Consider the following 26,351-nt stretch of genomic DNA (forward strand, 5'->3'; position numbering starts at 1 on the left):
GTCACGCGGATGCACATGAGGCGTCCGCCACACGGGCCCGCCACGGCGGCTCAGCCCGCCCTGACCTCGCTGGACGGCGGCTGGGAGCTGCCCGGCCGGCTACGGACGTCGTCGGTGCACTCGTAACGGCGCAGGGGCCCGGAGCCCGGGCCGCCCAGGATCACCGAGCCGTCGCCCTCCGTCGCCGCCGAGTCGGACAGCGTGCACACGAGCTGGGCGAGGGCGTAGGAGGTGAGCCGGGCCGGCCCGCCGCTCAGCCGCAGTGCGTCCTCCGGGTCCTTCGGGCCCGGACCGGTCACGCTCAGGCCGCCCGGCACGTACGTCGCGTAGCCCGCCGCCCGCTCGGCGGGCGAAGGGGACGCGGCGAGCTGGTCCAGCAGACCCTGCGCCACGATGACCCGGTGCCGCGCGTCCGCAGTGCCCTCCGGGACCCGCACGGTGCGGTCGACGGTCACCAGGGACGAGCCGCACAGCAGGAAGACCTGCACCGGCACCCCGTGCGAGGACTGCGTCGACAGGTCGGACCGGGTCAGCGAGCACGGCACCCGGGAGGGCGCCGCGCCGAAGTCCGTCGGCACCTCGGTGGCCCGGATCCCGCACCCGGTGAGCAGCCCGGCGAGGAGGGGCAGCGCCAGCAGGCGCCGTACGGTCCCTGCGGTCATGACCCCTCCTTCCCGGTTTCCCCGGCCTCGTTCTCCTTGGTGCCTTCGCCGTTCTCCTCCGTCAGCCGTGAGGCGTCCCGCGGCAGCCGCAGCGTGAACACCGCTCCGCCGTCCGGGGAGTTGGCGGCGGTGATCTCACCGCCGTGGATGTGGGCGTTCTCCAGCGCGATGGACAGGCCCAGACCGCTGCCCTCGGAGCGCGGCCGGGAGGCGCTGGCCTTGTAGAAGCGGTCGAAGACGTGTGGCAGGACGTCCTCGGGGATGCCGGGCCCGTGGTCGCGCACCGCGATGACCAGATCGTCGCCGTCGATCCGCACCGACACCCGCACCGGCGAGCCGCCGTGCTTGAGCGCGTTGCCGATCAGGTTGGCGAGGATCACGTCCAGGCGGCGCGGGTCGAGCCGGGAGTGGATGCCGCGTTCGGCGTCCAGCTCGACGGCGTCCAGCCAGGCGCGGGCGTCGATGCAGGCGGTGATCTGGTCGGCGAGGTCGACGTCGTCCAGGACCAGACGGGCGGTGCCCGCGTCGAAGCGGGTGACCTCCATCAGGTTCTCGACCAGGGAATTCAGCCGCCGTGTCTCGCTGACCACCAGCCGTACGGCCGGTTCGATCATCGGGTCCATGCTCCCCGACTCCGCCTCCAGCTCCTCCTCCAGCACCTCCGTGACGGCGGTGATGGCGGTCAGCGGGGTGCGCAGCTCGTGCGACATGTCGGCGACGAACCGCCGGGACGCCTCGTCCCGGGCGGCCATGTCGGCGACCCGTTTCTCCAGCGCCTCGGCCGCGTTGTTGAACGTCCGTGACAGATCGGCGAGTTCATCGGTGCCCGACACCCGCAGCCGGGTGTCCAGCCTGCCCTCGCCGAGGCGCCGGGCGGCCACCCCGAGCCGGTGCACCGGCTTCAGCACGGTCGTGGCGGCGGCCTGCGCGAGCAGCGCCGAGCCGATCAGCGCGAGGCCCGTCGCGATCCCCAGCGACCAGGCCAGCGAGTTGAGGTCCTTGGCCTCCGGCTCCAGCGACTTGGAGATGTAGCCCGTCGGGCCGCCGCCGATCAGCCTCGTACCGGCCACCAGATACGGCGTGCCGTGCTGGTCGACCCGCTGCCAGTACAGGTGGTACGGCGACTTGTTGCTGTCGGTCACCTTCTGCCGCTTGTTCACCGCGGCGCGCAGCGACCCCGGCACGTCCTCCATCGAGAAGCCGTTGATGCCGCCCGAATTGCCGTACACCGTCTTGCCGCTCGCGTCCTCGGCGACCAGCAGCACGCTGAACCGCTGGCTGCTGGCGGCCATCTGGCCCGCCGCACGCTGCAGTTCGTCCTGCGAGGGGTGCACAGGCAGCGCACCCGCCCGGTTCTGCATCTCCTGCTGGAAGTCGCGCAGCACCGCGTCCTGGGCGCGGGTGAGCACGGCCTCCCGGTTCAGCCAGTACGCGATGCCCGACGCCGACACCGCGGCGGTGAGCGCGACCAGCCCGAAGACGACGACCAGCCGCAGCCTGAGGCTGGTGAACCTGAGCCGCGACAGATTTCCCTTGCGCCCCGCGGCCCAGCCGCGCAGCCCCCCTCGCGTATCGGTCACTGAGGGGTGTCCAGGCGGTAGCCGACACCACGGACGGTACGGATCAGGGTCGGGGACGAGGGCACGTCCTCCACCTTGGCGCGCAGCCGCTGTACACACGCGTCCACCAGGCGCGAGTCGCCCAGGTAGTCGTGCTCCCAGACCAGCCGCAGCAACTGCTGCCGCGACAGCGCCTGGCCGGGCCGCCGGCTCAGCTCCAGCAGCAGCCTGAGCTCGGTCGGCGTCAGCTGCAGGTCCTCGCCGTTCTTCGTCACGGTCATCGCCGACCGGTCGATGACGAGGCTGCCGAAGGTCGCCGAGTCGCTGGACTCGCGCTCCCCGCGCCGCAGCACGGCCCGGATCCGGGCGTCCAGCACCCGGCCCTGAACCGGCTTGACGACGTAGTCGTCGGCCCCGGACTCCAGCCCGACCACCACGTCGATGTCATCGTTGCGGGCGGTCAGCAGGATGATCGGCAGCTGGTCGGTGCGCCGGATGCGCCGGCACACCTCGAACCCGTCGATGCCGGGCAGCATCACGTCCAGCACGATCAGATCCGGCCGCTGCTCGCGCAGCAGCTTCAGACCGTCCTCACCGCTGGCAGCGGTGGCCACCCGATGACCCTGGCGCGTCAGGGAGAGCTCCAGGGCCGTGCGGATGGCGTCGTCGTCCTCGATCAGCAACAGGGAAGGCACGGGCACATTCTGGCCCATGGACGGCCTCCCGTACGACCTGTGGTCGAGGTGTGGTGTGTACGGCCCTGCCCGCGCCCGCTGGCGCCACCCCCTGTGCCCGGCCTGTGACTCCTCTGGGCCGGACCCCTGTGACAGGTCTGTGACAGTCGGCTGACACGGCCATGAAGGTCGCTCGGCAAGCTTTTCGGCACAGGCAAGCAAGCACCACCGAGCAAGCCGAACACCGGAAGTCCACGACGGGGAGCGCGAGATGAACACGCTGCACAGCATCAGCACCAGCGCAGTGGTCACGCGTCTGCACGACGTACACCGGGGTTCCGAGAAGTCCGGCGCCGTGAGCGGGCGGGGGTGCGCTCGCGGCGCCGGGCGTCAGCACACCGGTTACATGACGGTGGTTGACGCGTACACGGGGGAAACGCACGGGGGATCCGCGTACAGGGAGGACTCGGGGGAGCGCCGTTCGCTGACCGAGGCGGAGTTCACCGCCTACGTCCAGGAGCGCCGCGCCTCCCTGTACGCCACCGCCTACCACCTGACCGGCGACCGCTTCGAGGCCGAGGACCTGCTGCAGAGCGCGCTGTTCTCGACGTACAAGGCGTGGGAGCGGATCAGCGACAAGGCGGCGGTCGGCGGCTACCTGCGCCGCACCATGACCAACCTGCACATCAGCGCCTGGCGGCGCCGCAAGCTCAACGAGTACCCGACCGAGGAACTGCCGGAGACGCCCGGCGAGACGGACGCGATGCGCGGCACCGAGCTGCGCGCGGTCCTGTGGCAGGCGCTGGCCCGGCTGCCCGAACTCCAGCGCACCATGCTGGTCCTGCGTTACTACGAGGGCCGTACGGACCCGGAGATCGCGGAGATCCTCGGCATCAGTGTCGGCACGGTGAAGTCCAGCATCTGGCGGTCGCTCCGCCGGCTGCGTGAGGACGAGGTCCTCAGCTTCGGCCGTGACGAGGAGAACGCCTTCGGCGAACTGGTCGCCTGAAGGCAGGGGGCCGCTGGGGGGTGGCCCTGCGGGGGGAAAACGGGGGACCACGGGGGACCACTGGGGGGTGGGCCCACGGGGAAACACGGGGGAGCGTGAAGAACGGGACTGGAGGGCCGGGGGGTCCATCCAGTCCCGTTTACGTTTCCGTGCGTCCGGTTACGCCGGCGTCTGCTGCCGTACCTGCCGCCCCGCTGCCGCGGCGGCCAGCCGGCTCAGTGCCTCGTCCCGGTCGCAGGGGTGGGCGCCCAGCGAGACCTGGCGGGCCACGATCGAGCGCTCGGCGCGCATCAGCCGCCAGCCGCGGCGGACCAGGAACGGCACCGACTTGCGGCCCTCCTTCAGGTCCCGCAGGAAGCGCCGGCGGAAGGTGGTGAACGGACCACGGCTCAGGCACAGCGCGTCCGCCAGCAGGCCCAGCTCGCGGCAGCGCTCCACGATCTCCGCGGCGAAGACGCCCTCCGCGATGAACAGCGGGGTGCGCCCGATGTGCAGCGTCTCCTCGCCGGTACGGGCGCTCAGCGCGATGTCGTACACCGGCACGGGCGTCGACCCCGAGGCGCAGAGGCGGGCGATGGCCTCCACCGCGACGTCGGTGTCCCACGACCGAGGGTGGTCCCAGTCGATGTCCGAACTCCCGTCCACCAGGGGCAGTGTCGGGTCGTCGCCCTCCTTGTAGAAGTCGTCGAGGCGCAGGACGGGCAGCCCGGAACGGGCGGCGACGAGTGACTTGCCCGAGCCCGAAGGGCCGCAGAGCAGAACGACACGGGCGGGGGACGGGGGATGAATGCTCACGGAACACCAGTTTGACGCATGGCGAGCCTCCTGCCGACCCCGCGGGTCGGCTTTGGAGCGCGCATCACAACTCAATTACTGTTCGTGTCGACCCGATAACTATGCGTACACGAAGGTGGCGTCAGCGATGGCACGACATGTCTCCCCTCATATCCCCGCCGCCCAGCGCGCCTTGGTGGCCCTCGCGGCCGCCGGGGTGGCCCTGGGCGCGGCCGCGCCGACGGCGGCCGCGCACGCCGGCCCGGGCGCCCGGCTGCCCTCGCACCCCGGCTCGGTCCGTCACTTCAGCGGCCCGCTCCCCGGTCTCAAGGCCGGCTCCCTCGTCGCCCCCGGTGACACCGGTGACAAGGGCGTCGTCGGCGACCTCGGCGAATTCACCGGCCCGCTGGCACAGGTGTGGTCGATCGGCGCGGTGCCGGCGGTGGGGTCGGTGGGTGGACTGATGGGCGGCGGCAAGTCCTGAGCCGCACACGAGGAGAGCCGCGCCGCCCCCGGACGGAGGGGCGGCGCGGCTCTCGGCCTGTGGGGTGTCGTCAGTACGACGAGCCGGACGCGCCCAGCGAGCCCGTCGGGTGCCAGACCGTCTTCGTCTCCAGGAACGCCGTCATGCGCTCGGTCCCCGGAGTCGCCGACCAGTTGTCCACAGCCTGTGGACGAAGGACGCGCTTCAGGTTGTCCGCGGCCGCGATCTCCAGCTCCTTCGCCAGCACCTCGTCGGCGCCCGCGAGGTCGATCGCGTTGACGTCCTGGTGCGCGGCCAGCGGCGCCGCGATCTCCGCCGTACGGCCGGACAGGACGTTGACGACACCGCCGGGCAGATCGGAGGTGGCCAGGACCTCACCCAGGGACAGCGCCGGGAGCGGGGACTTCTCGCTCGCGATCACGATCGCCGTGTTGCCGGTCGCGATCACCGGGGCGATCACCGAGACCAGACCGAGGAAGGATGACTCCTGCGGCGCCACTACGGCCACCACGCCGGTCGGCTCGGGGGAGGACAGGTTGAAGAACGGGCCCGCGACCGGGTTCGCGCCGCCGACCACCTGGGAGATCTTGTCGGTCCAGCCCGCGTACCAGACCCAGCGGTCGATCGCGGCGTCGACCTGCGCGGCAGCCTTGGACTTGGACAGCCCCTCCGCGTCGGCCACTTCGCGCACGAACTGCTCGCGACGGCCCTCCAGCATCTCGGCGATGCGGTAGAGGATCTGGCCGCGGTTGTACGCGGTCGCGCCGGACCAGGCGCCGAACGCCTTGCGGGCGGCGACGACCGCGTCACGGGCGTCCTTGCGGGAGGACTGGGGAGCGTTGGCCAGCCAGTTGCCCTTGGAGTCCGTCACCTCGTACACCCGGCCGCTCTCGGAACGCGGGAACTTGCCGCCCACGTACAGCTTGTAGGTCTTGAAGACCGAAAGTCGCAGGTCGGTCTTTTCCGTCTTCTCAGACATCGAGGTACGCCTCCAGGCCGTGGCGGCCGCCCTCGCGGCCGAAGCCCGACTCCTTGTAGCCGCCGAACGGCGACGTGGGGTCGAACTTGTTGAACGTGTTGGACCAGACGACACCGGCGCGCAGCTTGTTCGCGACGGCCAGGATCCGGGAGCCCTTCTCCGTCCAGATACCGGCGGACAGGCCGTACTGGGTGTTGTTGGCCTTGGCTACGGCCTCGTCGGGCGTACGGAAGGTGAGGACCGACAGCACCGGGCCGAAGATCTCGTCGCGGGCGATGGTGTGCGCCTGGGTGACGTTCGTGAAGAGCGTCGGGGCGAACCAGTAGCCGGAGGAGGGGAGCTCACAGGCCGGGGACCAGCGCTCGGCGCCCTCCGCCTCGCCCTGCTCGGTGAGCGCGGTGATCCGGGCCAGCTGCTCGGCGGAGTTGATCGCGCCGATGTCGGTGTTCTTGTCCAGCGGGTCGCCGAGACGCAGGGTCGACAGGCGGCGCTTGAGGGAGTCCAGCAGCTCGTCCTGGATCGACTCCTGGACCAGCAGGCGGCTGCCTGCGCAGCAGACCTGGCCCTGGTTGAAGAAGATGCCCGTGACGATGCCCTCGACGGCCTGGTCGATCGGGGCGTCGTCGAAGACGATGTTGGCGCCCTTGCCGCCCAGTTCGAGGGTGAGCTTCTTGCGGGTGCCGGCGACGGTCCGCGCGATCTCCTTGCCGACGGCCGTGGAGCCGGTGAAGGCGACCTTGTTCACGTCCGGGTGCGAGACGAGGGCGGCGCCCGTGTCGCCGTAGCCCGGAAGGATGTTGACGACACCCTTGGGCAGGCCCGCCTGGCGGCAGATGTCCGCGAAGAAGAGCGCGGAGAGCGGGGTGGTCTCGGCGGGCTTCAGCACCACCGTGTTGCCGGTCGCCAGCGCCGGGGCGATCTTCCACGCCAGCATCAGGAGCGGGAAGTTCCAGGGGATGACCTGGCCCGCGACGCCCAGCGGACGCGGGTTCGCGCCGAAGCCGGCGTGGTCGAGCTTGTCCGCCCAGCCCGCGTAGTAGAAGAAGTGCGCGGCGACCAGCGGGAGGTCCGCGTCGCGGGTCTCCTTGATCGGCTTGCCGTTGTCCAGCGTCTCCAGGACGGCCAGCTCGCGGCTGCGCTCCTGGATGATGCGGGCGATGCGGAACAGGTACTTGGCGCGCTCGGAGCCGGGCAGCGCCGACCACTTCTCGAACGCCTTGCGGGCGGCCTTCACCGCGCGGTCGACGTCCGCCTCCCCGGCCTGGGCCACCTCGGAGAGGACCTCCTCGGTGGACGGCGAGACCGTCTTGAAGACCTTGCCGTCGGCCGCTTCCACGAACTCGCCGTCGATGAACAGGCCGTAGGAAGGGGCGATGTCGACGACCGAGCGGGACTCGGGCGCCGGTGCGTACTCGAATACGGAAGCCATGATGATCAGTCCACCGTCACGTAGTCGGGGCCGGAGTAGCGGCCGGTGGCCAGCTTCTGACGCTGCATCAGCAGGTCGTTCAGGAGCGAGGAGGCGCCGAAGCGGAACCAGTGGTTGTCCAGCCAGTCCTCGCCCGCGGTCTCGTTGACCAGGACCAGGAACTTGATGGCGTCCTTGGTGGTGCGGATGCCGCCCGCGGGCTTCACGCCGACCTGGACGCCGGTCTGGGCGCGGAAGTCGCGCACCGCCTCCAGCATGAGGAGGGTGTTGGCGGGGGTCGCGTTGACGGCGACCTTGCCGGTCGACGTCTTGATGAAGTCCGCGCCCGCCAGCATGCCCACCCAGCTCGCCCGGCGGATGTTGTCGTACGTCGACAGCTCGCCGGTCTCGAAGATGACCTTCAGCCGGGCGCTCGTCCCGCAGGCCTCCTTCACGGCGACGATCTCGTCGTACACCTTCAGGTACTTGCCCGCGAGGAACGCGCCCCGGTCGATGACCATGTCGATCTCGTCGGCGCCCGCGGCGACGGCGTCCCGGACGTCGGCCAGCTTGACGTCGAGGGCGGCACGGCCGGCCGGGAAGGCGGTGGCGACCGAGGCGACCTTCACGCCGGAGCCGGCGACGGCCTCCTTGGCCGTGGCCACCATGTCGGGGTAGACGCAGACCGCGGCGGTGGCGGGGGCGGTACGGTCCGTCGGGTCGGGGTGGACCGCCTTGGCGCCGAGCGCCCGGACCTTGCCCGGGGTGTCCGCGCCTTCCAGCGTCGTCAGGTCGACCATCGAGATGGCGAGGTCGATGGCGTACGCCTTCGCGGTGGTCTTGATGGAACGGGTGCCGAGAGACGCGGCGCGCGCCTCCAGGCCGACCGCGTCGACGCCGGGCAGCCCGTGGAGGAAGCGGCGCAGCGTGCTGTCGGACGCGGTGACGTCAGCGAGAGCGTGTGCGGGGGATGCAGTGGTGGGCATGGTCACCAGACGAGCATATCTACGCGCGTAGCGGCTGTATAGCCCCGGGTGCTCATTGCCTGGTCGGAGGTCACGGATGAGCGCCGGTATCGGGGCGTGCAGGGGCGGTCGCGGTGGCTTCGGGCAGAATCGGGGCCATGACGACCCCGGACCACCAGTCACCCGCGCCACAGCCCCCGGTACCCGCCGCGAAGGACCGGATCTACCGCTCGCCGTTGGCGCTGGTGGCCGGTGTGCTGCTGCTCGCGCTCGTCGGCTGGCTGGGCTTCGACGCGCTGGTCCACGGGCACGGGCGGACGCCCTGGCTCGCGCTCGCCGGGCTGATCCTGATCGTGCCGCTGGTGGTCGCCTTCACCTTGCGCCCGGCCGTCTACGCGAACGACGACCGGCTGCGGATCCGCAACCCCTTCCGGCTGATCACCCTGCCCTGGGGCGAGATCGCCTCCCTGCGCTCCGGGTACACCAACGAGGCCGTCATGAAGTCCGGCGCCAAGTACCAGCTGTGGGCCATCCCGGTCTCGCTGCGCGCCCGCAAGAAGGCGGCACGGCGGCAGGCGCGGGTGGACTCGGCGGGCGCGGGTGGCGGGCGCGGTGTGCTCGGCGGGCGTGGCGGGCGGGCCGGGGGCGGGCTGGGCCTCGGCGGGTTCGGCGCGTTCGGTGATGCCGATGCCTCGACCGGTCCGGCGCGCGCGGAGACCGACAAGATCATGGACGACCTGCGGGAAGTCCTGGAGCGGCGCGGCGAGGCGGAGGCGGCTCAGGGGGAGGTCACCGTGCGCTGGGCCTACGAGGTGGCTGCGCCTGCGGTGGCCGGGGCGGTGCTGCTGGCGATTCTGCTGGCGATCGGGTGAGGCTGCTCTGCCGGTGAGGCGGGGCGTGTGAACGCCTGAAAGACGAAATGGGGTGCCCCGGGCGGGGGCACCCCATCGGTCTGCGTACGGATCAGATGCCGGCCGCTGCCGACAGGTCCCGCTTCAGGGCGGCCAGCAGTTCGTCGGCCTTCGTGCGGGCCGTCGGGAGGCCGGCGTGCGCGGCGACCGGGACGACGACCTCCAGGTAGCACTTCAGCTTGGGCTCGGTGCCGCTGGGGCGGACGATGACGCGGGCGCCGTCGAGGGTGTAGCGCAGGCCGTCGGTGGGCGGGAGCTTGTCCGTGCCCTGGGTGAGGTCCTCGGCGCGGACGACCGGCAGGCCCGCCAGCTCGGTCGGGGGCTGTTCGCGCAGGCGGTGCATCGCGTCCGCGATGATCGAGAGGTCCTGGACGCGGACCGAGAGCTGGTCGGTGGCGTGCAGGCCGTGCTCCACGGCCAGGTCGTCGAGGAGGTCGAGGAGGGTGCGGCCCTCCTCCTTGAGCTGCGAGGCCAGTTCCGTGATCAGGAGCGCGGCCGTGATGCCGTCCTTGTCGCGTACGCCCTCGGGGTCCACGCAGTAGCCGAGGGCCTCCTCGTAGCCGTAGCGCAGGCCCTCCACGCGGGCGATCCACTTGAAGCCGGTGAGGGTCTCCTCGTAGGGCAGGCCCGCCTTCTCGGCGATGCGGCCGAGGAGGGAGGAGGAGACGATCGACTCCGCGAAGGTGCCGGTGACGCCCCGGCCCACCAGGTGGGCGGCGAGCAGTGCGCCGACCTCGTCGCCGCGCAGCATCCGCCAGGCCTCGCCGTCGCGCACGGCCACCGCACACCGGTCGGCGTCCGGGTCGTTGGCGATCACCAGGTCCGGGACCGTCTCCCGGGCCTGGGCGAACGCCAGGTCCATGGCGCCCGGCTCCTCCGGGTTGGGGAAGGCCACCGTCGGGAAGTCCGGGTCCGGGTCGGCCTGCTCGGCGACCAGCACCGGCTCGGGGAAGCCGGCCCGGGCGAAGGCGGCGAGGAGGACGTCCTTGCCGACGCCGTGCATCGCCGTGTAGACCGTGCGGGCGGTGCGGGGGGAGCCGGGGGCGAGGACCGCGTCCGTACGGGCCAGGTAGGCGTCCAGGACCGCGTCGTCCAGGGTCTCCCACCCGCTCTCCGGGCGGGGTACGTCGTTCAGGGAGGCGATCGCGTCGATCTCGGCGGCGATCTCCGCGTCGGCGGGCGGGACGATCTGGGAGCCGTCACCGAGGTACACCTTGTAGCCGTTGTCCCGGGGCGGGTTGTGGCTGGCGGTGACCTCCACGCCCGCGACCGCGCCGAGGTGCCTTATCGCGAAGGCCAGCACGGGGGTGGGGAGGGGGAGGGGCAGGACCGCTGCGCGCAGGCCGGCCCCGGTCATCACGGCGGCGGTGTCCCGGGCGAAGTCTGCGGACTTGTGGCGGGCGTCGTAGCCGATGACGACGAGTCCGTCGGTGTGGCCCTGCTTCTTCAGGTACGCGGCGAGGCCGGCGGCGGCGCGGATGACGACGCTGCGGTTCATGCGCATCGGGCCGGCGCCCAGCTCACCTCGCAGGCCGGCGGTGCCGAACTGGAGGGTGCCACTGAAACGGGCCGACAGTTCCGTTACGTCACCGGCGTCGATCAGCTTGGCGAGTTCCTCACGGGTTTCCGCGTCGGGGTCCTCGGCGAGCCATGCCTGGGCCTTGGTGATCAGATCGTCGTGCACGTCGTGGTCAACCTCTCCTGTGTTGTGCCTGCTCTCCTGGGGGCTCCGCCCCCAGACCCCCGTTTCCCACCCGCCCATCCGACTCGGTCGGCCGTGAAGTGGACGGGCGGGATCGCGCTCAGCGCCACCGCAGCACCCGCGGTGCGCGCTTGCGCCACCGCAACACCCGCGGCGCACTCGCGTCGCCGCAGGTCCCCGCGCTGCTTACAGCTTGCCCAGTACCTGGCCGAGCAGCTCGCCCATCCGTGCCGCCGAGTCGCGGCCCGCCTGGAGGACCTCCTCGTGGTTGAGGGGCTCGCCGGTCATGCCTGCCGCGAGGTTGGTGACCAGGGAGATGCCCAGCACCTCGGCGCCCGCCTCGCGGGCGGCGATGGCCTCGAGGACCGTGGACATGCCGACCAGGTCCGCGCCGATCACGCGGGCCATGCGGATCTCGGCCGGGGTCTCGTAGTGCGGGCCGGGGAACTGCGCGTAGACGCCCTCCTCCAGGGTGGGGTCGATCTCCTTGCACAGGGCGCGCAGGCGGGGGGAGTAGAGGTCCGTCAGGTCGACGAAGTTGGCGCCGACGATCGGGGACGTGGCCGTCAGGTTGAGGTGGTCGCTGATCAGGACCGGCTGGCCGGGGCGCATGCCCTCGCGCAGACCGCCGCAGCCGTTGGTCAGCACGATGGTCTTGCAGCCGGCGGCGACGGCCGTGCGGACGCCGTGCGCGACGGCGGCGACACCGCGGCCCTCGTAGTAGTGCGTGCGGCCGAGGAAGACCAGCGCGCGCTTGTCACCGAAGGTGTACGAGCGGATCTTGCCGCCGTGTCCCTCGACGGCCGGCGGCGGGAAGCCGGGCAGCTCGGTGACCTGGAACTCGGCGTCGGGGGCCCCCAGGGCGTCGACGGCCGGAGCCCAGCCGGAGCCCATCACGAGGGCGACGTCGTGGGTCTCGGCGCCCGTGAGCTCGCGCAGGCGCGCGGCGGCCGCGTCGGCGGCGGCGTAGGGGTCGCCCTGGATGTCGTCCGGAAGAAGAGATGCGTTCACGCCGACGAGGGTAGCCGCTCTTCGCCTACGCGCGTAGATGACAGAGCCCACGGGATTGGGATCGTTGTCTTGTCGTTTTCGACAAAGGAGGGGCAAATCCGCAGCAAAACCCGCTGGGGCCCCTTGCTCGGCGCGCCCGGAGCGCCGTCCGGCTCGCCTCAGCAGGGGCGCTTGCGCAGCTCCATCACATAGTCGTGGGGCGCCCCGGCGGACTCGGCGGCATCGGCGATCTCCCCGAGGTACCGGGCCGACGGCAGCCCGCCCTCGTAGCCGTTCAGGACGTAGGCCCAGGCCGGTTCCTCGCCGTCCAGCGTGTGCGCGAGCACCCGGACGCGCCGGTAGATGCCGAGGCCCACGCCCTCCCACCGGTCGAGGGACTCCTCGTCCATGGGTGCTATGTCGTACAGGCCGACGAAGACCTGGGCTCCGGGCTCCTCGACGATCATCGCCAGCGCCCCCTCCCAGCCCAGCTGCTCGCCCCCGAAGGTCAGTCGCCAGCCGTTCAGCCAGCCGGTGGCGCGCAGTGGGGAGTGCGGGGCGCGGCCGGACATCAGCCCCGCATCGAGGTTGCCGGCGTATGCGGCATAGAGCGACATGGAGAGAGGGTACGGCAGGGGAAACTCCCGTCCCGGTCACCCTCTTCCGTTCCAGGAGTCCCGCTGGTGCGGCCCCGGGCAGTAGCACCTTGAAGCGTGCGGGACAATGGGGTACGTGACTCGGATCGTGATCATCGGTGGCGGACCCGGCGGATACGAGGCGGCCCTGGTGGCCGCCCAGCTCGGCTCGGAGGTGACCGTCGTCGACTGCGACGGTCTGGGCGGAGCGTCGGTGCTGACCGACTGCGTGCCGTCGAAGACCCTTATCGCTACGGCCGAGGTGATGACCACCTTCGACTCCTCGTACGAGGAGCTGGGCATCATCGTCGCCGACGACACCCCGCCATTGGAGCAGGCCGCCCGGGTCGTCGGTGTCGATCTCGGCAAGGTCAACCGGCGTGTGAAGCGGCTCGCACTCGCGCAGTCGCACGACATCACCGCCTCCGTCACCCGCGCCGGCGCCCGGGTCCTGCGCGGCCGCGGCCGGCTGGACGGCATGCAGGGCCTCGACGGCTCCCGCAAGGTCGTCGTCACCGCCGCCGACGGCACCGAGGAGACCCTCACCGCCGACGCCGTCCTCATCGCCACCGGCGGCCACCCGCGCGAGCTGCCCGACGCCCAGCCCGACGGCGAGCGCATCCTGAACTGGACCCAGGTCTACGACCTCACCGAGCTGCCGGACGAGCTGATCGTGGTCGGCTCGGGTGTGACCGGTGCCGAGTTCGCCGGTGCCTATCAGGCGCTCGGCTCCAAGGTGACCCTGGTGTCCTCGCGCGATCGCGTGCTGCCCGGCGAGGACCCGGACGCCGCCGCCGTCCTGGAGGACGTCTTCAGGCGCCGCGGCATGAACGTCATGGCCCGCTCCCGCGCGCAGTCCGCCAAGCGGGTCGGCGACCGGGTGGAGGTGACGCTGGCCGACGGGCGCGTCATCACCGGCTCGCACTGCCTCATGGCCGTCGGTGCCATCCCGAACAGCGCGGGGCTGGGCCTGGAGGAGGCCGGCGTCAAGCTGCGCGAGTCCGGGCACATCTGGACCGACAAGGTGTCGCGGACGACCGCTCCGGGCGTCTATGCCGCCGGTGACGTGACCGGTGTCTTCGCCCTCGCGTCCGTCGCCGCCATGCAGGGACGTATCGCCATGTACCACTTCCTCGGCGACGCGGTGGCCCCGCTGAACCTCAAGACGGTCTCCTCGAACGTCTTCACCGACCCGGAGATCGCCACCGTGGGCTACAGCCAGGCGGACGTGGACGCGGGCAAGATCGACGCGCGCGTGGTCAAGCTCCCCCTGCTGCGCAACCCGCGCGCCAAGATGCAGGGCATCCGGGACGGCTTCGTGAAGATCTTCTGCCGCCCGGGCACCGGCATCGTCGTCGGCGGTGTGGTCGTCGCGCCGCGTGCCTCGGAACTGATCCACCCCATCTCGATCGCCGTCGACAACAATCTGACGGTCGAACAGATCGCGAACGCATTCACCGTGTACCCCTCCCTTTCGGGGTCGATCGCGGAGGTGGCGCGCCAGCTCCACACGCGCAAGGCGAGCGGCGAGGCCTGACGGCCGATTCCGCATCCCCGCTGGTCACGGGGAGTTGTCGCGCATGCGTACGGCATAGTCGGGCGGGTTAGCCCCTATACCACTTCCCGCCCTCCCATGCGAACAACTTCTGCTATTCGGCGCAAACTGCTGAAAGCAGACGGTCGTTGGGGTTACTGTCAGTTTCGTGTTCGCTGCAGAACGTCGCCAATTGATCCTCGAAATGGTGCGAGCGAACGGGGCCGTGTCGCTCCGTGAACTCGCCCGTGTCGTCCAGACCTCCGAAGTGACCGTACGACGGGACGTGCGGGCACTGGAGGCAGAAGGACTCCTCGACCGCCGGCACGGCGGTGCGGTACTGCCGGGCGGGTTCACGCGGGAGTCCGGCTTTCCGCAGAAGTCCCATCTCGCGACCGCCGAGAAGACGGCCATCGCCGACCTGGCCGCGGGCCTCGTCGAAGAGGGCGAGGCCATCGTCGTCGGAGCGGGGACCACCACGCAGGAGCTGGCCCGCCGGCTCGCGCGCGTGCCCGGGCTGACGGTCGTCACCAACTCCCTCCTGGTCGCCCAGGCGTTGGCCCATGCCAACCGGGTGGAGGTCGTGATGACCGGCGGCACCCTGCGCGGCTCCAACTACGCCCTGGTCGGCTCCGGCGCCGAGCAGTCCCTGCAGGGGCTGAGAGTGTCGAGGGCCTTCCTGTCGGGGAGCGGCCTGACCGCGGAGCGGGGTCTGTCCACGTCCAACATGCTCTCGGCGTCCGTCGACCGCGCGCTGGTGCAGGCCGCCGCCGAGGTCGTGGTCCTCGCCGACCACACCAAGCTGGGCACGGACACGATGTTCCAGACGGTGCCGACGGATGTCATCACCCGGCTGGTCACCGACGAGCCGCCCGCGCACGAGGACCGTGCCGCCACCGAGCTGCAGGCCCTTGCCGATCAGGGGGTGCAGATCGCCGTGGCCGGGGCGAGCAGCCCTTCGGGGGGTGAGCAGGTCCCGGCGCGGCGTCCGTTGCCGGGGCCGCGGCGGGGACCGGTGAGCGGGGGTGGGCTGCGGGGGATGCTGGGGGAGCAGTCGGCGGGGGCTGAGCGGGGGCGCGTCGCCGACCTTCGCAGGCGCTGAGAGTGCCTGTTCGCCGTAGGGCTTGAGGTCGTTGGGCGGGTGCGGGGCCGTTGTGGTTGTTCGCGCAGTTCCCCGCGCCCCTGGGGGTTGTAGCTCGCCCGCGCTGAAAGCGAAACGCCCGGCAGACCACCGTAAGCGGTCCACCGGGCGTCACTCGGATTCTTGCCGTCAGTCCTTGATCTCGCAGATCGCTGCGCCCGAGGTGACGGACGCGCCGACCTCGGAGGTCAGGCCCTTGATGGTGCCCGCCTTGTGGGCGTTCAGGGGCTGTTCCATCTTCATGGCCTCAAGGACGACGACCAGGTCACCCTCCTGGACCTCCTGGCCCTCCTCGACGGCGACCTTCACGATCGTGCCCTGCATCGGGGAGGCGAGGGTGTCGCCGGACGCCACCGGGCCGGACTTCTTGGCCGCGCGGCGCTTCGGCTTGGCGCCCGCCGCGAGGCCGGTGCGGGCCAGGGACATGCCGAGGGAGGACGGGAGGGAGACCTCCAGGCGCTTGCCGCCGACCTCGACGACGACCGTCTCGCGGCCCGACTCCTCCTCCGCCTCGGCGTCGGCCGGGGCGGTGAAGGGCTTGATCTCGTTGACGAACTCGGTCTCGATCCAGCGGGTGTGGACCGTGAAGGGGTCGGCGGAACCGGTCAGCTCCGGGGCGAAGGCGGGGTCCTTGACGACCGCGCGGTGGAACGGGATCGCCGTCGCCATGCCCTCGACCTGGAACTCCTCCAGGGCGCGGGAGGCCCGCTCCAGGGCCTCCTTGCGGGTGCGGCCGGTGACGATCAGCTTGGCGAGCAGCGAGTCCCAGGCCGGGCCGATGACCGAGCCGGACTCCACGCCCGCGTCCAGGCGGACACCGGGACCGGACGGCGGGGCGAACCGGGTGACCGTACCGGGAGCCGGGAGGAAGTTGCGGCCCGGGTCCTCGCCGTTGATGCGGAACTCGAAGGAGTGGCCGCGCAGCTGCGGGTCGTCGTAGCCCAGCTCCTCGCCGTCGGCGATGCGGAACATCTCGCGGACCAGGTCGATGCCGGTGATCTCCTCGGTCACCGGGTGCTCCACCTGGAGGCGGGTGTTCACCTCCAGGAAGGAGATCGTGCCGTCCTGGCCGACCAGGAACTCACAGGTGCCGGCGCCCTCGTAGCCGGCCTCCTTCAGGATCGCCTTCGAGGCGCGGTACAGCTCGGCGACCTGCTTCTCGGACAGGAACGGCGCCGGGGCCTCCTCGACCAGCTTCTGGTGGCGGCGCTGGAGGGAGCAGTCACGGGTGGAGACCACGACCACGTTGCCGTGCTTGTCGGCCAGGCACTGGGTCTCCACGTGACGCGGACGGTCCAGGTAGCGCTCGACGAAGCACTCGCCACGGCCGAAGGCGGCGACCGCCTCGCGCACCGCGGACTCGTACAGCTCGGGGACCTCTTCGAGGGTCCGGGCGACCTTCAGACCGCGGCCGCCGCCGCCGAACGCCGCCTTGATGGCGATCGGCAGGCCGTGCTGCTCGGCGAAGGTGACGACCTCGTCGGCACCGGAGACCGGGTCGGGCGTGCCGGCCACCAGGGGGGCGCCGGCGCGCTGGGCGATGTGCCGGGCGGCGACCTTGTCACCCAGGTCGCGGATGGCCTGCGGAGGCGGGCCGATCCAGATCAGACCGGCGTCCAGGACCGCCTGCGCGAAGTCGGCGTTCTCGGAGAGGAAGCCGTAGCCGGGGTGGATCGCGTCCGCACCGGATTCACGAGCGGCGTTCAGCACCTTCTCGATGTCCAGGTAACTGGTGGCCGGAGTGTCACCGCCCAGTGCGAACGCCTCATCCGCGGCGCGGACATGCAGAGCGTCCCGGTCCGGGTCCGCGTATACGGCCACGCTCGCGATCCCACTGTCCCGGCAGGCCCGGGCCACGCGGACAGCGATTTCGCCACGGTTGGCGATGAGCACCTTGCGCACGATTGAGGCTCCCTCCTTGAAACAAGCCGAGTTTAGGGACTGTGGACACGGCACTTCGACCCGTCCCCAATGGTGAGCTTGCCCACACGGAGCGTGATGCGAGGCTTGCTCGACCCGCGAAAGCCCATGTCGCACCTCGGTACGCAGGGCTCCACCGGGAAACCCTAGCCCCGTCATGTGGTCAAGGTCTCTGTGAGGGCGTGCTGCGGCCCACTCCGTTTCTTTGTCGAGTCCCTACGAATGGCCCAATGATTCTTTGCTACTGACCGAACCCTTGTCCCTGGGTTTACCCATTAGTAGCGTTCGCGATGACTCGAACGTACTTGAGGTAACAGCTGAGGTCGAAAGTGGGTGGGGGCCGGTGGTACGCAGACCGGTGGCGTGGGTCGTGGCGGTCGTCCTCCTTGCCGAGGCGCTCTTCATCGCGGCACTGAACTGGTTCCTCGGGATGGTCGTGGACCGGCAGAAGATGTCGCTGGCCGGCCTCGATCCCCATGTCATGTCGACGTCCTCGAAGATCGGTGGAGTCCTCTTCGGCCTCTACTTCGTCCTGTGCGCCGTGGTGGCCCTGCTCGTCGCGATACGCAACCGGGCCCCCGCCGGCTTCGGCCGCATCCTGCTGATCAGCGTCGCGGTGGTGCACGCCCTGCTGGGCGCGTTCACCCTGAGCATGGTGGGCTGGCCGGCGTTCCTGTTCATGATGGTGATGCTCGGGCTCGTCGTCCTGCTCCTGATGACGTACGACCGTGACGGCGGTCCGGAGCAGGCCTCCCCGGGCGGTGCCCCGGAGGCGGGCGGCGACCCGAAGGCCGTGACCGAGCCGGGCGTGTCGCCGGGCGTGGCGGGTGAGCCGCACAGCCGTACGGGTGAGCCGCAGGACGGGGACGACGAGCCGCAGGACTCGGTCCCCGCCCAGCTCACTCAGCCGGTGCCCACAACTCTGTGATGCCGATGCCCAGTTCGGCCAGCAGCCGCCGTACGAGGGGCAGGCTGATGCCGATCACGTTGCCGTGGTCGCCGTCGATGCCCTCGATGAACGGCGCCGAGCGGCCGTCCAGGGTGAACGCTCCGGCGACGTAGAGGGGTTCGCCGGAGGCGACGTACGCGGCGATCTCCTCGTCGGTGGGCTCGCCGAAGCGGACGACGGTGGAGGCGACCCCGGCGACGTACCGCTTGGCCGTCGTGTCCCAGACGCAGTGCCCCGTCTGGAGGGTCCCGGCCCGCCCGCGCATCGCCTTCCAGCGGGCGGTGGCCTCCTCGGCGTCGGCGGGCTTGCCGAGCGCCTGGCCGTCCAGCTCCAGCACCGAGTCGCAGCCGATCACCAGGGCGCCCTGCACCTCCGGCTTCGCCGCCACCACGGAGGCCTTGGCCTCGGCGAGGGCGAGCGCGAGCTCGGCCGGGGTGGGCGCGGTCACCGCGTCCTCGTCGACCCCGCTCACGATCACCTCGGGCGTGAGGCCCGCCTGCCTCAGGAGGCCCAGCCGGGCGGGGGACTGGGAGGCGAGCACGAGTCGTCTGCGCGGCTTAGCAGTCATACGGCCAGGTTAGCGGTGTCGCTGCGCTACCTCAGGCCGATCACGATCATCCCGAGCAGCATGGCCAGGGCCAGGACGAGGCCGAGCCGCCGAAGCATCTCCTGCATGTCGCGCAGTTCTTTCGGCGGCTCGTTCTCGGGGTCTGACCACAGCATGCCACTAGCGTGGGGCTGGGGCGGTCAGGGCGCCTGAGTAGGCGTACTCAGATTGGCACTGGTGCTGCACTGAGCTGCGCGGTTCCCCGCGCCCCTGGGGAGTTGCAGCTCAGCTTGGCCAATAAGTGCGGGTCCAGGATGACTGGCCCGGGTGGGGGACGCGCTGTGCTGCGATGCGGGACGGGTCCGACCAGGCGTCCCGGGGGCCCGGTGCGCCGGGCGGCGTTGCTGCTGCCGCCGCGGCGCGGGCGCGGACCACCGCCAGGGCGGCGGCGAGCTCCTCCGGGGTCGGGTTGCCTCGTACGACCTTGATGTTCATGACGGCTCCAAGGGTCCGCGGGGCCTAGAGGGGGATGTTGCCGTGCTTCTTCGGAGGCAGGGATTCCCGCTTGGTGCGCAGCTGACGCAGACCGCGGACGATGTGGGCGCGGGTGTCGGACGGCATGATCACCGCGTCGACGTAGCCGGCCTCGGCGGCGATGTAAGGGTTGAGGAGGGTGTCCTCGTACTCCTGGATGAGCCGGGCGCGCACCGCCTCCAGATCCTCGCCGTTCGCCTCCGCCTCGGCGATCGTGCGGCGGTGCAGGATGTTGACCGCGCCCTGGGCGCCCATGACGGCGATCTGGGCGGTCGGCCAGGCGAGGTTGAGGTCGGCACCCAGGTGCTTGGAGCCCATGACGTCGTAGGCGCCGCCGAAGGCCTTGCGGGTGATGACCGTGATCAGCGGGACCGTCGCCTCGGCGTAGGCGTAGATCAGCTTGGCGCCGCGGCGGATGATGCCGGTGTGCTCCTGGTCGACGCCGGGGAGGAACCCGGGCACGTCGACGAAGGTGAGCACGGGGACGTTGAAGGCGTCGCACGTGCGCACGAAGCGGGCGGCCTTCTCGCTGGCGTCGATGTCGAGACAGCCGGCGAACTGCATCGGCTGGTTGGCGACGATGCCCACCGGGTGGCCCTCGACCCGGCCGAAGCCGGTCACGATGTTCGGCGCGAACAGCGCCTGCGTCTCGAAGAACTCGGCGTCGTCCAGCACGTGTTCGACCACCGTGCGGATGTCGTAGGGCTGGTTCGCACTGTCCGGGACCAGCGTGTCCAGCTCGCGGTCCTCGTCCGTGAGGGAGAGGTCCGCCTCCTCCGCGAACACCGGTGGCTCGCTGAGGTTGTTGGACGGCAGGTACGACAGCAGCTGCTTGATGTACTCGATCGCGTCCTTCTCGTCACCCGCCATGTGGTGGGCCACGCCGGAGACCGCGTTGTGGGTGCGGGCGCCGCCCAGCTCCTCGAAGCCGACGTCCTCGCCGGTGACGGTCTTGATGACGTCCGGGCCGGTGATGAACATGTGCGAGGTCTGGTCGACCATGACCGTGAAGTCGGTGATGGCCGGGGAGTAGACCGCGCCGCCCGCGCAGGGGCCGACGACCAGGCTGATCTGCGGGATCACCCCGGAGGCGTGGGTGTTGCGGCGGAAGATCTCGCCGTAGGCACCGAGGGAGGCGACCCCCTCCTGGATGCGCGCGCCGCCGGAGTCGTTGATGCCGATGACCGGGCAGCCGGTCTTCAGGGCGAAGTCCATCACCTTGACGATCTTCTGCCCGTAGACCTCGCCGAGGGCGCCGCCGAAGACGGTGAAGTCCTGGGAGAAGACGGCGACGGGCCGTCCGTCCACCGTTCCGTACCCGGTGACGACGCCGTCCCCGTACGGGCGGTTCTTCTCCAGTCCGAAGTTGGTGGAGCGGTGCCGGGTGAACTCGTCCAGCTCGACGAAGGAGCCCTCGTCCAGCAGCAGCTCGACCCGCTCACGGGCCGTCAGCTTGCCCTTGGCGTGCTGCTTTTCGACGGCGCGTGCGGAGCCGGCGTGCGTCGCTTCATGGATACGGCGCTGCAGATCCGCGAGCTTGCCCGCGGTCGTGTGAATGTCGGTCTCTTCCGGCTCGGACATCGGGATCGCGGCTCCCTGCCTGCTCAAAACGGGGGGACGGTTACTCATCCGTAGCGTAGTGGCGTGCCTCGGTGTCGGCAGTGCGGCGTTTCCCACACCTAGGGTGACTTGCATGACGCCGCACAATGCATCAGACGACAGCCGTTGGTCCGACCTTGAGCGCCCGCCGCTGAACGCCACGGCGCTGCGGCGCGGGCTGGTCCGGGAGGGCAGTCTGTGGTCGGAGGTGGAGCTGGTCCAGCGCACCGGCTCGACCAACTCCGACCTGGTGGCCCGGGCCGCGGCCGGCAAGGCGGGCGAGGGCGCGGTCCTGGTCGCCGAGGAGCAGACCGCCGGGCGCGGCCGCCTGGACCGCCAGTGGACCGCACCGGCCCGCTCGGGCCTCTTCTTCTCCGTCCTGCTGAACCCGGCCGAGGTGCCCGTGGCCCGCTGGGGCTGGCTGCCGCTGCTCACCGGGGTGGCGGTGGCGACCGGCCTGTCCCGGGCCGCGGGCGTGGACACGGCCCTCAAGTGGCCCAACGACCTGCTGGTGACCGTCGGCGGTGAGGAGCGCAAGGCCGGCGGCATCCTCGCCGAGCGGGCCGGGGACGACGGTGTGGTCATCGGCGTCGGCATCAACGTCAGCCTGCGGGCCGAGGAGCTGCCGGTGCCCCAGGCGGGCTCGCTGGTGCTGGCCGGGGCGGTCGGGACGGACCGCGACCCCCTGCTGCGGGCGGTGCTGCGGTCGCTGGAGGAGTGGTACCTGCGCTGGCGGGCAGCGGGGGGCGACCCGGTGGCCAGCGAGCTGCAGGAGACGTACGCGGCGGGGTGCGCGACGCTCGGGCGGGTGGTGCGGGCGGAGCTGCCGGGGGACCGGGCGATCGTGGGGGAGGCCGTGGCGGTGGACGGGGACGGCCGCCTGGTCATCGCGACGGAGAAGGGCGTGCAGGAGCCGGTGGGGGCGGGGGACATCGTGCACGTGCGGCCGGCGTGAGACCAACCAGCCTGTCGGGCGTTCGAGGACGAGGCCGTTCGGGCCGAAGCGGGGGTCTGGGGGCGGCAAGCCCCCAGGCAGGTGACTGCCCGCAGCTGCGCAGGTGTCGGCCGAACCCGACGGAGTGAGCTGGCGCACACCTGCCGTAGAGTTGAGGCCGGTCGATATCTGACCGTGGCAGATCAGAAGGGCAGCAGGCGTGACCGTCGACGACACGGGCTCCGGCGCGGGCGAGGACGGCCGGGCGGAACCCCACGACGCCGACCCCGGCGAGGACCCGCTCGCGCTGCGTCTCGAACACCTCATCCTGGGCGCGGAGCGCCGCTACACCCCCTTCCAGGCGGCCCGTAGCGCCGGCGTCTCCATGGAACTGGCCTCCCGCTTCTGGCGGGCCATGGGCTTCGCCGACATCGGGCAGGCCAAGGCGCTCACCGAGGCCGACGTACTGGCCCTGCGGCGCCTCGCCGGTCTGGTCGAGGCGGGGCTGCTCAGCGAGGCCATGGCCGTCCAGGTGGCCCGGTCCACGGGACAGACCACCGCCCGACTGGCCGAATGGCAGATGGACTCCTTTCTGGAGGGCCTGACCGAGCCCCCCGAGCCGGGCATGACCCGCACCGAGGTGACGTACCCGATCGTCGAGCTGCTCCTGCCCGAGCTGGAGGAGTTCCTCGTCTACGTCTGGCGCCGCCAGCTCGCCGCCTCGGCCGGCCGTGTCGTGCAGACCGGTGACGACGAGGAGATGGTCGACCGGCGCCTGGCCGTCGGCTTCGCCGATCTCGTGGGGTTCACGCGGCTGACCCGCCGGATGGAGGAGGAGGAGCTCGGCGAGCTGGTCGAGGCCTTCGAGACCACCGCCGCCGACCTGGTGGCCGCGCGCGGCGGCCGGCTCATCAAGACCCTCGGCGACGAGGTGCTGTACGCCGCCGACGACGCGGGCACGGCCGCGGACATCGCGCTGCGTCTGGTCGAGACGATGGCGAACGACGAGACGATGCCCGAGCTGCGCGTGGGCATGGCGTTCGGCACCGTGACCACCCGAATGGGTGATGTCTTCGGTACGACGGTGAACCTCGCCTCCCGGCTGACCTCGATAGCCCCGCGTGACGCCGTGCTGGTGGACAGCGCCTTCGCCGAGGAGCTGATCCGCAGCGGCGAGGCCCCCGCCTCGGAGGCGGAGGCGGCCGAGGCAGCGGCCGCCGCGGAGAAGGAGGGCGAGGAGCCGCCGACGTACCGCTTCGCGCTCCAGCCGATGTGGCAGCGCCCGGTCCGCGGGCTCGGCGTGGTCGAGCCGTGGCTGCTCGCCCGCCGCGACGGCCAGTCCTGAGGCCTGCGCCCATTCCTGAGACCTACGGACGTGAGGCGCCCGGCAGGTCCACGCACAGGCCGATCACCGGTACGCACACCCCGCCGCCCGGCGCGGGTGCGGTCGTGCTGTGGCTCGGTGCCGGTGCCGGGGCCTGGGTGGGCGCGGTTGTCGTGGGCGAGGGGCGCGGTGCCGGGGCGGACGAGGTCGCCGTCGGCTGAGGCACCGCGGTCGGGATGGTGGTCGGGACGCCCGTGCTGCCGGGGAGTGCGGTGGGCGTGGCCCGGGCCGTGGGGCCTGTCGTGGCCGTAGCCGTCGGTGCGGCGCTCACCCCGCCCATGACGGACGCGGCCGAGGGCAGGGGCGTGGGTACGTCGGCGACGGTGGCGGCGGGGTCGGCCGCGTGGTCGGTGGCGCCGCCGCCCGGGTCGAGCCGGGGCTCGGCCTCCGCGGTGCCCGGGGCGCCGACCCCGGCCTCCGGGGCGACCCGGACGAGGCTGAGCACTCCGGCGGCGAGTGCGAGGCCGCCGGTGGCGAGCAGGACCTTGCGGGGGCGGGGCTTGCGGTGCCGACCGCGGCGGACGGCGGGCAGAGCCGGCTCCGCGGCCTGTGCCGGCCCGGCCTGCCGGTCCGTTTCGGCCGTACGGGACTGTGCACGTATCGGTGTCATGAGGTTCCCTCCCCGCCGCGCGCCCGGGGCGTGCCGTGGCGGAGCGCACGCTATGCGCTCCTGTGGGCGGTGTGGGGTGAGACGGCCGGGATGTCACTCGAACGGGCGTAGAACACCGGGCGGGACCGGCTCTTCGCAGGGGCACTTTCCCGCGGCGGGGTACGGCTGCGATGATCGGGCCGACAGTGAGTTAACCCGCGTTAACCGGAGGGTGTCATGGGTGAGGAGCGGTTCGGGGAGTTCGTGCTGGTACGGCGGCACGGGCACGTGGCGGAGCTGGTGCTGGACCGACCGAAGGCCATGAACGCCGTCTCGACGGACATGGCCCGCTCCATCGCGGCCGCGTGCGCGGCGCTCGGCGCCGACCGGGAGGCGCGGGTGGTCGTGGTGACCTCCTCGCACGAGCGGGCGTTCTGCGTCGGGGCCGACCTGAAGGAGCGGAACTCCTTCAGCGATGCGGACCTGGTGCGGCAGCGGCCGGTGGCGCGCGGGGCGTACACCGGGGTGCTGGAGCTGCCGATGCCGACGATCGCGGCGGTGCACGGCTTCGCGCTGGGCGGCGGTTTCGAACTCGCCCTGTCCTGCGATCTGATCGTGGCGGACCGTACGGCGGTGGTGGGGCTGCCGGAGGTGTCCGTGGGCGTGATTCCTGGCGGTGGCGGTACGCAGTTGCTGCCGCGGCGGGTCGGGGCGGCGCGGGCGGCCGAGCTGATCTTCTCGGCACGGCGGGTGGAGGCGGCGGAGGCGGCCGAACTGGGGCTGGTGGACCAGCTGGTGGAGGAGGGGCAGGACCGGGAGGAGGCGCTGGCGCTGGGGGCGCGGATCGCCGGGAACTCTCCGGTGGGGCTGCGGGCGGCGAAGCGGGCGCTGCGGCTGGGGCACGGGCTGGATCTGCGGGCCGGGCTGGAGGTCGAGGACGCGGCGTGGAGGTCGGTGGCGTTCTCGGGGGACCGGGCGGAGGGGGTCGCGGCGTTCAACGAGAAGCGGAAGCCTGCGTGGCCGGGGGAGTGAGGTGCCCTGTGCGGGACAGTGCCCTGTGCTGTGGCTGGGGAGGCACGACTGCCCGCAGCTGAGCGCCTGAAGGGGCGCGGGGAACTGCGCGACCAGCCCCACCGGCCCGCAGACGTGCTACTGCCCGAAGCCACCCGGCATAAATCCCCCTCGCGTACCTGATCGCCGTACTAATCTCACCATTTGCTGGATTTCATCCCTAACCTGGAAAAATGGGTGAGGACAAGCGGCTTGCCGCTGTGGTGGCGCTGGCTCAGGGGATGGCGGCGGCGCCTGCTCCGAGGGAGTCGTGGCGGGCCGCCGCGCTCGGTGCGTGCCGGGCGCTGGACGGCGGCTTCGCCGCGCTGTCGGTGTGGGAGCGGGAGCTGGGGCGGCTGCGGGTCCTGGTGAACGTGGGGGAGCGCCGTCCCGACGAGGAGGAGTTCCCGGAGGCCGAGGCCTATCCGGTGCATCAGTTCCCGGAGATCACCGAGTTCCTGCACGAGCGGTGGGCGGGCGGGGGCGGGCCCAACGCGTGGGTGGAGACCGCCGAAGGCACGGCCGCCGGCACTCCCGGTTACTTCCACCGGCGCGTCGCCGCCCTGCGCCGCAGGGGCCGCGGCTGCTGTGTCGTCGCCCCCGTCGTGCTGCACGGCCGGGCCTGGGGCGAGTTGTATGTCGCCCGGACCGTCGGTGTGCCCGTGTTCGGGCGGGCGGACGCCGACTTCGCCACCGTCCTGGCCGCCGTCGTCGCCGCCGGACTCGCGCAGACCGAGCGGCTGGAGGAGGCCCGCCGCCTCGCCTACACCGACGCCCTCACCGGCCTCGCCAACCGCCGTGCCGTGGACGTACGCCTGGAGGAGGCCGTCGAACAGCACCGCAGGGACGGTGTGGTCGTCAGCCTCGTCGTCTGTGACCTCAACGGACTCAAGCGGGTCAACGACACCCTCGGGCACGCCGTCGGCGACCGCCTGCTGGAGCGGTTCGGCTCGGTGCTCTCGCTGTGCGGGGCCATGGTGCCGGGCGCGCTCGCCGCCCGGCTCGGCGGGGACGAGTTCTGTCTGCTGGCGGTGGGTCCGGCCGCCGATGACGTGGTCAAGGCGGCGGATGAACTGTGCCGCCGCGCCGCCGAGTTGGAGCTGGGCGAGGGCGTGGCGTGCGGGGTCGCTTCGACCGAGGATCCGATCGGGCCGGTGCAGGACGCCCGGCGGCTGTTCCGGCTGGCCGACGCCGCGCAGTACCGGGCCAAGGCCGTGCGCGCGGACCGGCCCGTGGTGGCCGGGCGGGAGGGCCCCGACGATCCGGTCGTACGGTTGGCGGACGAGTCCCCGCTCGAGGCGCCGCACGCGCTCGCCGAACGCCGGCGTTTCCGCGGCCGGAGGCCGTGAGGTGAAGCACACGGTTCGGTAAGGGGCAGTCCCGCTCCCCACTAGTGACATCAACGCATTCAATGCGTA

At 71.6% G+C, this 26,351-nt stretch carries 26 protein-coding genes; 10 read left to right on the plus strand and 16 right to left on the minus strand.

Translation table 11 applies throughout. The features are described 5' to 3' along the window. Window positions 1–50: 50 nt before the first annotated feature. The 3 genes from AQI88_RS22795 to afsQ1 are packed head-to-tail and all read right to left on the minus strand — an operon-like array spanning window position 51 to window position 2,916. On the minus strand, window positions 51–662 hold the full coding sequence (locus AQI88_RS22795; protein ID WP_067002434.1) for a hypothetical protein: 612 nt from the start codon (window positions 660–662) through the stop codon (window positions 51–53). Further along, window positions 659–2,242: a sensor histidine kinase gene (locus AQI88_RS22800; protein WP_067002436.1), complete on the minus strand. Its 1,584-nt coding sequence runs from the start codon at window positions 2,240–2,242 to the stop codon at window positions 659–661. The genes AQI88_RS22795 and AQI88_RS22800 overlap by 4 nt, the downstream gene beginning before the upstream one ends. Then, on the minus strand, window positions 2,239–2,916 hold the full coding sequence (gene afsQ1 / locus AQI88_RS22805; protein WP_159050378.1) for a two-component system response regulator AfsQ1: 678 nt from the start codon (window positions 2,914–2,916) through the stop codon (window positions 2,239–2,241). Before afsQ1 ends, AQI88_RS22800 begins: the two co-directional genes overlap by 4 nt. 250 nt (window positions 2,917–3,166) lie before the next feature. Here afsQ1 and AQI88_RS22810 point away from each other — a divergent pair, with 250 nt between their 5' ends. Further along, window positions 3,167–3,904, plus strand: a complete 738-nt coding sequence (locus AQI88_RS22810; RefSeq protein ID WP_067002440.1) for a SigE family RNA polymerase sigma factor — start codon at window positions 3,167–3,169, stop codon at window positions 3,902–3,904. 159 nt (window positions 3,905–4,063) lie between these two features. On the opposite strand, the gene AQI88_RS22815 is transcribed toward AQI88_RS22810, so the two are convergent. Beyond that, the gene (locus tag AQI88_RS22815) at window positions 4,064–4,699 is read right to left on the minus strand and encodes a uridine kinase family protein (protein WP_067002441.1); all 636 of its coding nucleotides are present in this window, start codon (window positions 4,697–4,699) and stop codon (window positions 4,064–4,066) included. Between the two features lie 127 nt (window positions 4,700–4,826). Here AQI88_RS22815 and AQI88_RS22820 point away from each other — a divergent pair, with 127 nt between their 5' ends. Continuing rightward, window positions 4,827–5,162: a hypothetical protein gene (locus AQI88_RS22820; protein ID WP_067002443.1), complete on the plus strand. Its 336-nt coding sequence runs from the start codon at window positions 4,827–4,829 to the stop codon at window positions 5,160–5,162. 70 nt (window positions 5,163–5,232) lie between these two features. On the opposite strand, the gene AQI88_RS22825 is transcribed toward AQI88_RS22820, so the two are convergent. From AQI88_RS22825 to deoC, 3 genes are read right to left on the minus strand one after another with little or no spacing between them, the layout of a single operon-like run. After that, window positions 5,233–6,141, minus strand: coding sequence for an aldehyde dehydrogenase family protein (locus tag AQI88_RS22825; protein ID WP_067002445.1), 909 nt, complete (start codon window positions 6,139–6,141; stop codon window positions 5,233–5,235). Continuing rightward, on the minus strand, window positions 6,134–7,570 hold the full coding sequence (locus AQI88_RS22830; RefSeq protein ID WP_067002447.1) for an aldehyde dehydrogenase family protein: 1,437 nt from the start codon (window positions 7,568–7,570) through the stop codon (window positions 6,134–6,136). Before AQI88_RS22830 ends, AQI88_RS22825 begins: the two co-directional genes overlap by 8 nt. A 5-nt stretch (window positions 7,571–7,575) precedes the next feature. Then, window positions 7,576–8,541 (minus strand): deoxyribose-phosphate aldolase, encoded by a 966-nt coding sequence (gene deoC, locus AQI88_RS22835; RefSeq protein WP_079057736.1) that lies wholly within the window; start codon window positions 8,539–8,541, stop codon window positions 7,576–7,578. Window positions 8,542–8,672: 131 nt separating this feature from the next. On the opposite strand from deoC, the gene AQI88_RS22840 reads away from it, so the two are divergent. Further along, entirely contained in the window at window positions 8,673–9,386 is a 714-nt protein-coding gene (locus tag AQI88_RS22840) for a PH domain-containing protein (protein WP_067002451.1), read from the plus strand. 91 nt (window positions 9,387–9,477) lie between these two features. On the opposite strand, the gene AQI88_RS22845 is transcribed toward AQI88_RS22840, so the two are convergent. From AQI88_RS22845 to AQI88_RS22855, 3 genes are all read right to left on the minus strand, one after another. After that, entirely contained in the window at window positions 9,478–11,109 is a 1,632-nt protein-coding gene (locus AQI88_RS22845; protein ID WP_067002453.1) for a phospho-sugar mutase, read from the minus strand. A 204-nt stretch (window positions 11,110–11,313) separates the two neighbouring features. Further along, entirely contained in the window at window positions 11,314–12,138 is an 825-nt protein-coding gene (locus tag AQI88_RS22850) for a purine-nucleoside phosphorylase (protein ID WP_067002455.1), read from the minus strand. A gap of 158 nt (window positions 12,139–12,296) precedes the next feature. Then, window positions 12,297–12,734, minus strand: coding sequence for a gamma-glutamylcyclotransferase family protein (locus AQI88_RS22855; protein ID WP_067002457.1), 438 nt, complete (start codon window positions 12,732–12,734; stop codon window positions 12,297–12,299). Window positions 12,735–12,840: 106 nt separating this feature from the next. Between AQI88_RS22855 and AQI88_RS22860 the strand changes: the two genes are divergently transcribed. After that, the gene (locus AQI88_RS22860; protein ID WP_067002460.1) at window positions 12,841–14,289 is read left to right on the plus strand and encodes an NAD(P)H-quinone dehydrogenase; all 1,449 of its coding nucleotides are present in this window, start codon (window positions 12,841–12,843) and stop codon (window positions 14,287–14,289) included. Window positions 14,290–14,455: 166 nt separating this feature from the next. After that, window positions 14,456–15,388: a DeoR/GlpR family DNA-binding transcription regulator gene (locus AQI88_RS22865; RefSeq protein ID WP_079057737.1), complete on the plus strand. Its 933-nt coding sequence runs from the start codon at window positions 14,456–14,458 to the stop codon at window positions 15,386–15,388. A 168-nt stretch (window positions 15,389–15,556) separates the two neighbouring features. On the opposite strand, the gene AQI88_RS22870 is transcribed toward AQI88_RS22865, so the two are convergent. After that, window positions 15,557–17,329 carry an acetyl/propionyl/methylcrotonyl-CoA carboxylase subunit alpha gene (locus AQI88_RS22870; RefSeq protein WP_067002463.1) on the minus strand — a complete coding sequence of 591 codons (1,773 nt, stop codon included), beginning with the start codon at window positions 17,327–17,329 and terminating at the stop codon, window positions 15,557–15,559. A gap of 361 nt (window positions 17,330–17,690) precedes the next feature. Between AQI88_RS22870 and AQI88_RS22875 the strand changes: the two genes are divergently transcribed. Further along, window positions 17,691–18,275, plus strand: coding sequence for a hypothetical protein (locus AQI88_RS22875; protein WP_244184267.1), 585 nt, complete (start codon window positions 17,691–17,693; stop codon window positions 18,273–18,275). Here AQI88_RS22875 and AQI88_RS22880 read toward each other — a convergent pair. The 4 genes from AQI88_RS22880 to AQI88_RS22885 all read right to left on the minus strand — a co-directional run bounded on the left by AQI88_RS22880 (window position 18,247) and on the right by AQI88_RS22885 (window position 20,958). Continuing rightward, window positions 18,247–18,864, minus strand: coding sequence for a Maf family protein (locus tag AQI88_RS22880; RefSeq protein WP_079057738.1), 618 nt, complete (start codon window positions 18,862–18,864; stop codon window positions 18,247–18,249). The two genes, AQI88_RS22875 and AQI88_RS22880, sit on opposite strands and share 29 nt — an antisense overlap. Before the next feature lie 26 nt (window positions 18,865–18,890). Further along, the gene (mmpB, locus tag AQI88_RS48535) at window positions 18,891–19,019 is read right to left on the minus strand and encodes a morphogenic membrane protein MmpB (protein ID WP_279616563.1); all 129 of its coding nucleotides are present in this window, start codon (window positions 19,017–19,019) and stop codon (window positions 18,891–18,893) included. 109 nt (window positions 19,020–19,128) lie between these two features. Further along, window positions 19,129–19,338 (minus strand): acyl-CoA carboxylase epsilon subunit, encoded by a 210-nt coding sequence (locus AQI88_RS43390; protein ID WP_079057739.1) that lies wholly within the window; start codon window positions 19,336–19,338, stop codon window positions 19,129–19,131. Window positions 19,339–19,362: 24 nt separating this feature from the next. After that, window positions 19,363–20,958, minus strand: a complete 1,596-nt coding sequence (locus AQI88_RS22885) for an acyl-CoA carboxylase subunit beta (RefSeq protein WP_067002467.1) — start codon at window positions 20,956–20,958, stop codon at window positions 19,363–19,365. A 112-nt stretch (window positions 20,959–21,070) separates the two neighbouring features. Here AQI88_RS22885 and AQI88_RS22890 point away from each other — a divergent pair, with 112 nt between their 5' ends. Together AQI88_RS22890 and AQI88_RS22895 are read left to right on the plus strand one after the other, a co-directional pair. Beyond that, a complete protein-coding gene (locus AQI88_RS22890) occupies window positions 21,071–21,931 on the plus strand; it encodes a biotin--[acetyl-CoA-carboxylase] ligase (RefSeq protein ID WP_067002469.1) in 861 nt (286 codons plus the stop codon). A 199-nt stretch (window positions 21,932–22,130) separates the two neighbouring features. Continuing rightward, window positions 22,131–23,255 (plus strand): adenylate/guanylate cyclase domain-containing protein, encoded by a 1,125-nt coding sequence (locus tag AQI88_RS22895; protein ID WP_067002472.1) that lies wholly within the window; start codon window positions 22,131–22,133, stop codon window positions 23,253–23,255. 22 nt (window positions 23,256–23,277) lie between these two features. On the opposite strand, the gene AQI88_RS22900 is transcribed toward AQI88_RS22895, so the two are convergent. After that, window positions 23,278–23,904 carry a hypothetical protein gene (locus tag AQI88_RS22900; RefSeq protein ID WP_244184268.1) on the minus strand — a complete coding sequence of 209 codons (627 nt, stop codon included), beginning with the start codon at window positions 23,902–23,904 and terminating at the stop codon, window positions 23,278–23,280. Window positions 23,905–24,120: 216 nt separating this feature from the next. Here AQI88_RS22900 and AQI88_RS22905 point away from each other — a divergent pair, with 216 nt between their 5' ends. Together AQI88_RS22905 and AQI88_RS22910 are read left to right on the plus strand one after the other, a co-directional pair. Then, window positions 24,121–24,915 (plus strand): enoyl-CoA hydratase/isomerase family protein, encoded by a 795-nt coding sequence (locus AQI88_RS22905; RefSeq protein WP_067002474.1) that lies wholly within the window; start codon window positions 24,121–24,123, stop codon window positions 24,913–24,915. 212 nt (window positions 24,916–25,127) lie between these two features. Beyond that, window positions 25,128–26,282, plus strand: a complete 1,155-nt coding sequence (locus AQI88_RS22910) for a GGDEF domain-containing protein (protein WP_067002476.1) — start codon at window positions 25,128–25,130, stop codon at window positions 26,280–26,282. Window positions 26,283–26,351: the final 69 nt, after the last annotated feature.

It is taken from the genome of Streptomyces cellostaticus, assembly GCF_001513965.1.
Taxonomy (GTDB): domain Bacteria; phylum Actinomycetota; class Actinomycetes; order Streptomycetales; family Streptomycetaceae; genus Streptomyces; species Streptomyces cellostaticus.

What these genes read in the sequence shown, in the direction of transcription:
- AQI88_RS22795 (WP_067002434.1), bottom strand. Translation starts at nt 662, where the DNA reads ATGACCGCAGGGACCGTACGGCGCCTGCTGGCGCTGCCCCTCCTCGCC.
- AQI88_RS22810 (WP_067002440.1), top strand. Translation starts at nt 3,167, where the DNA reads ATGAACACGCTGCACAGCATCAGCACCAGCGCAGTGGTCACGCGTCTG.
- AQI88_RS22820 (WP_067002443.1), top strand. Translation starts at nt 4,827, where the DNA reads ATGGCACGACATGTCTCCCCTCATATCCCCGCCGCCCAGCGCGCCTTG.
- AQI88_RS22825 (WP_067002445.1), bottom strand. Translation starts at nt 6,141, where the DNA reads ATGTCTGAGAAGACGGAAAAGACCGACCTGCGACTTTCGGTCTTCAAG.
- AQI88_RS22830 (WP_067002447.1), bottom strand. Translation starts at nt 7,570, where the DNA reads ATGGCTTCCGTATTCGAGTACGCACCGGCGCCCGAGTCCCGCTCGGTC.
- AQI88_RS22840 (WP_067002451.1), top strand. Translation starts at nt 8,673, where the DNA reads ATGACGACCCCGGACCACCAGTCACCCGCGCCACAGCCCCCGGTACCC.
- AQI88_RS22855 (WP_067002457.1), bottom strand. Translation starts at nt 12,734, where the DNA reads ATGTCGCTCTATGCCGCATACGCCGGCAACCTCGATGCGGGGCTGATG.
- AQI88_RS22860 (WP_067002460.1), top strand. Translation starts at nt 12,841, where the DNA reads ATGGGGTACGTGACTCGGATCGTGATCATCGGTGGCGGACCCGGCGGA.
- AQI88_RS22880 (WP_079057738.1), bottom strand. Translation starts at nt 18,864, where the DNA reads ATGACTGCTAAGCCGCGCAGACGACTCGTGCTCGCCTCCCAGTCCCCC.
- mmpB (WP_279616563.1), bottom strand. Translation starts at nt 19,019, where the DNA reads ATGCTGTGGTCAGACCCCGAGAACGAGCCGCCGAAAGAACTGCGCGAC.
- AQI88_RS43390 (WP_079057739.1), bottom strand. Translation starts at nt 19,338, where the DNA reads ATGAACATCAAGGTCGTACGAGGCAACCCGACCCCGGAGGAGCTCGCC.
- AQI88_RS22885 (WP_067002467.1), bottom strand. Translation starts at nt 20,958, where the DNA reads ATGTCCGAGCCGGAAGAGACCGACATTCACACGACCGCGGGCAAGCTC.
- AQI88_RS22890 (WP_067002469.1), top strand. Translation starts at nt 21,071, where the DNA reads ATGACGCCGCACAATGCATCAGACGACAGCCGTTGGTCCGACCTTGAG.
- AQI88_RS22900 (WP_244184268.1), bottom strand. Translation starts at nt 23,904, where the DNA reads ATGACACCGATACGTGCACAGTCCCGTACGGCCGAAACGGACCGGCAG.
- AQI88_RS22905 (WP_067002474.1), top strand. Translation starts at nt 24,121, where the DNA reads ATGGGTGAGGAGCGGTTCGGGGAGTTCGTGCTGGTACGGCGGCACGGG.
- AQI88_RS22910 (WP_067002476.1), top strand. Translation starts at nt 25,128, where the DNA reads ATGGGTGAGGACAAGCGGCTTGCCGCTGTGGTGGCGCTGGCTCAGGGG.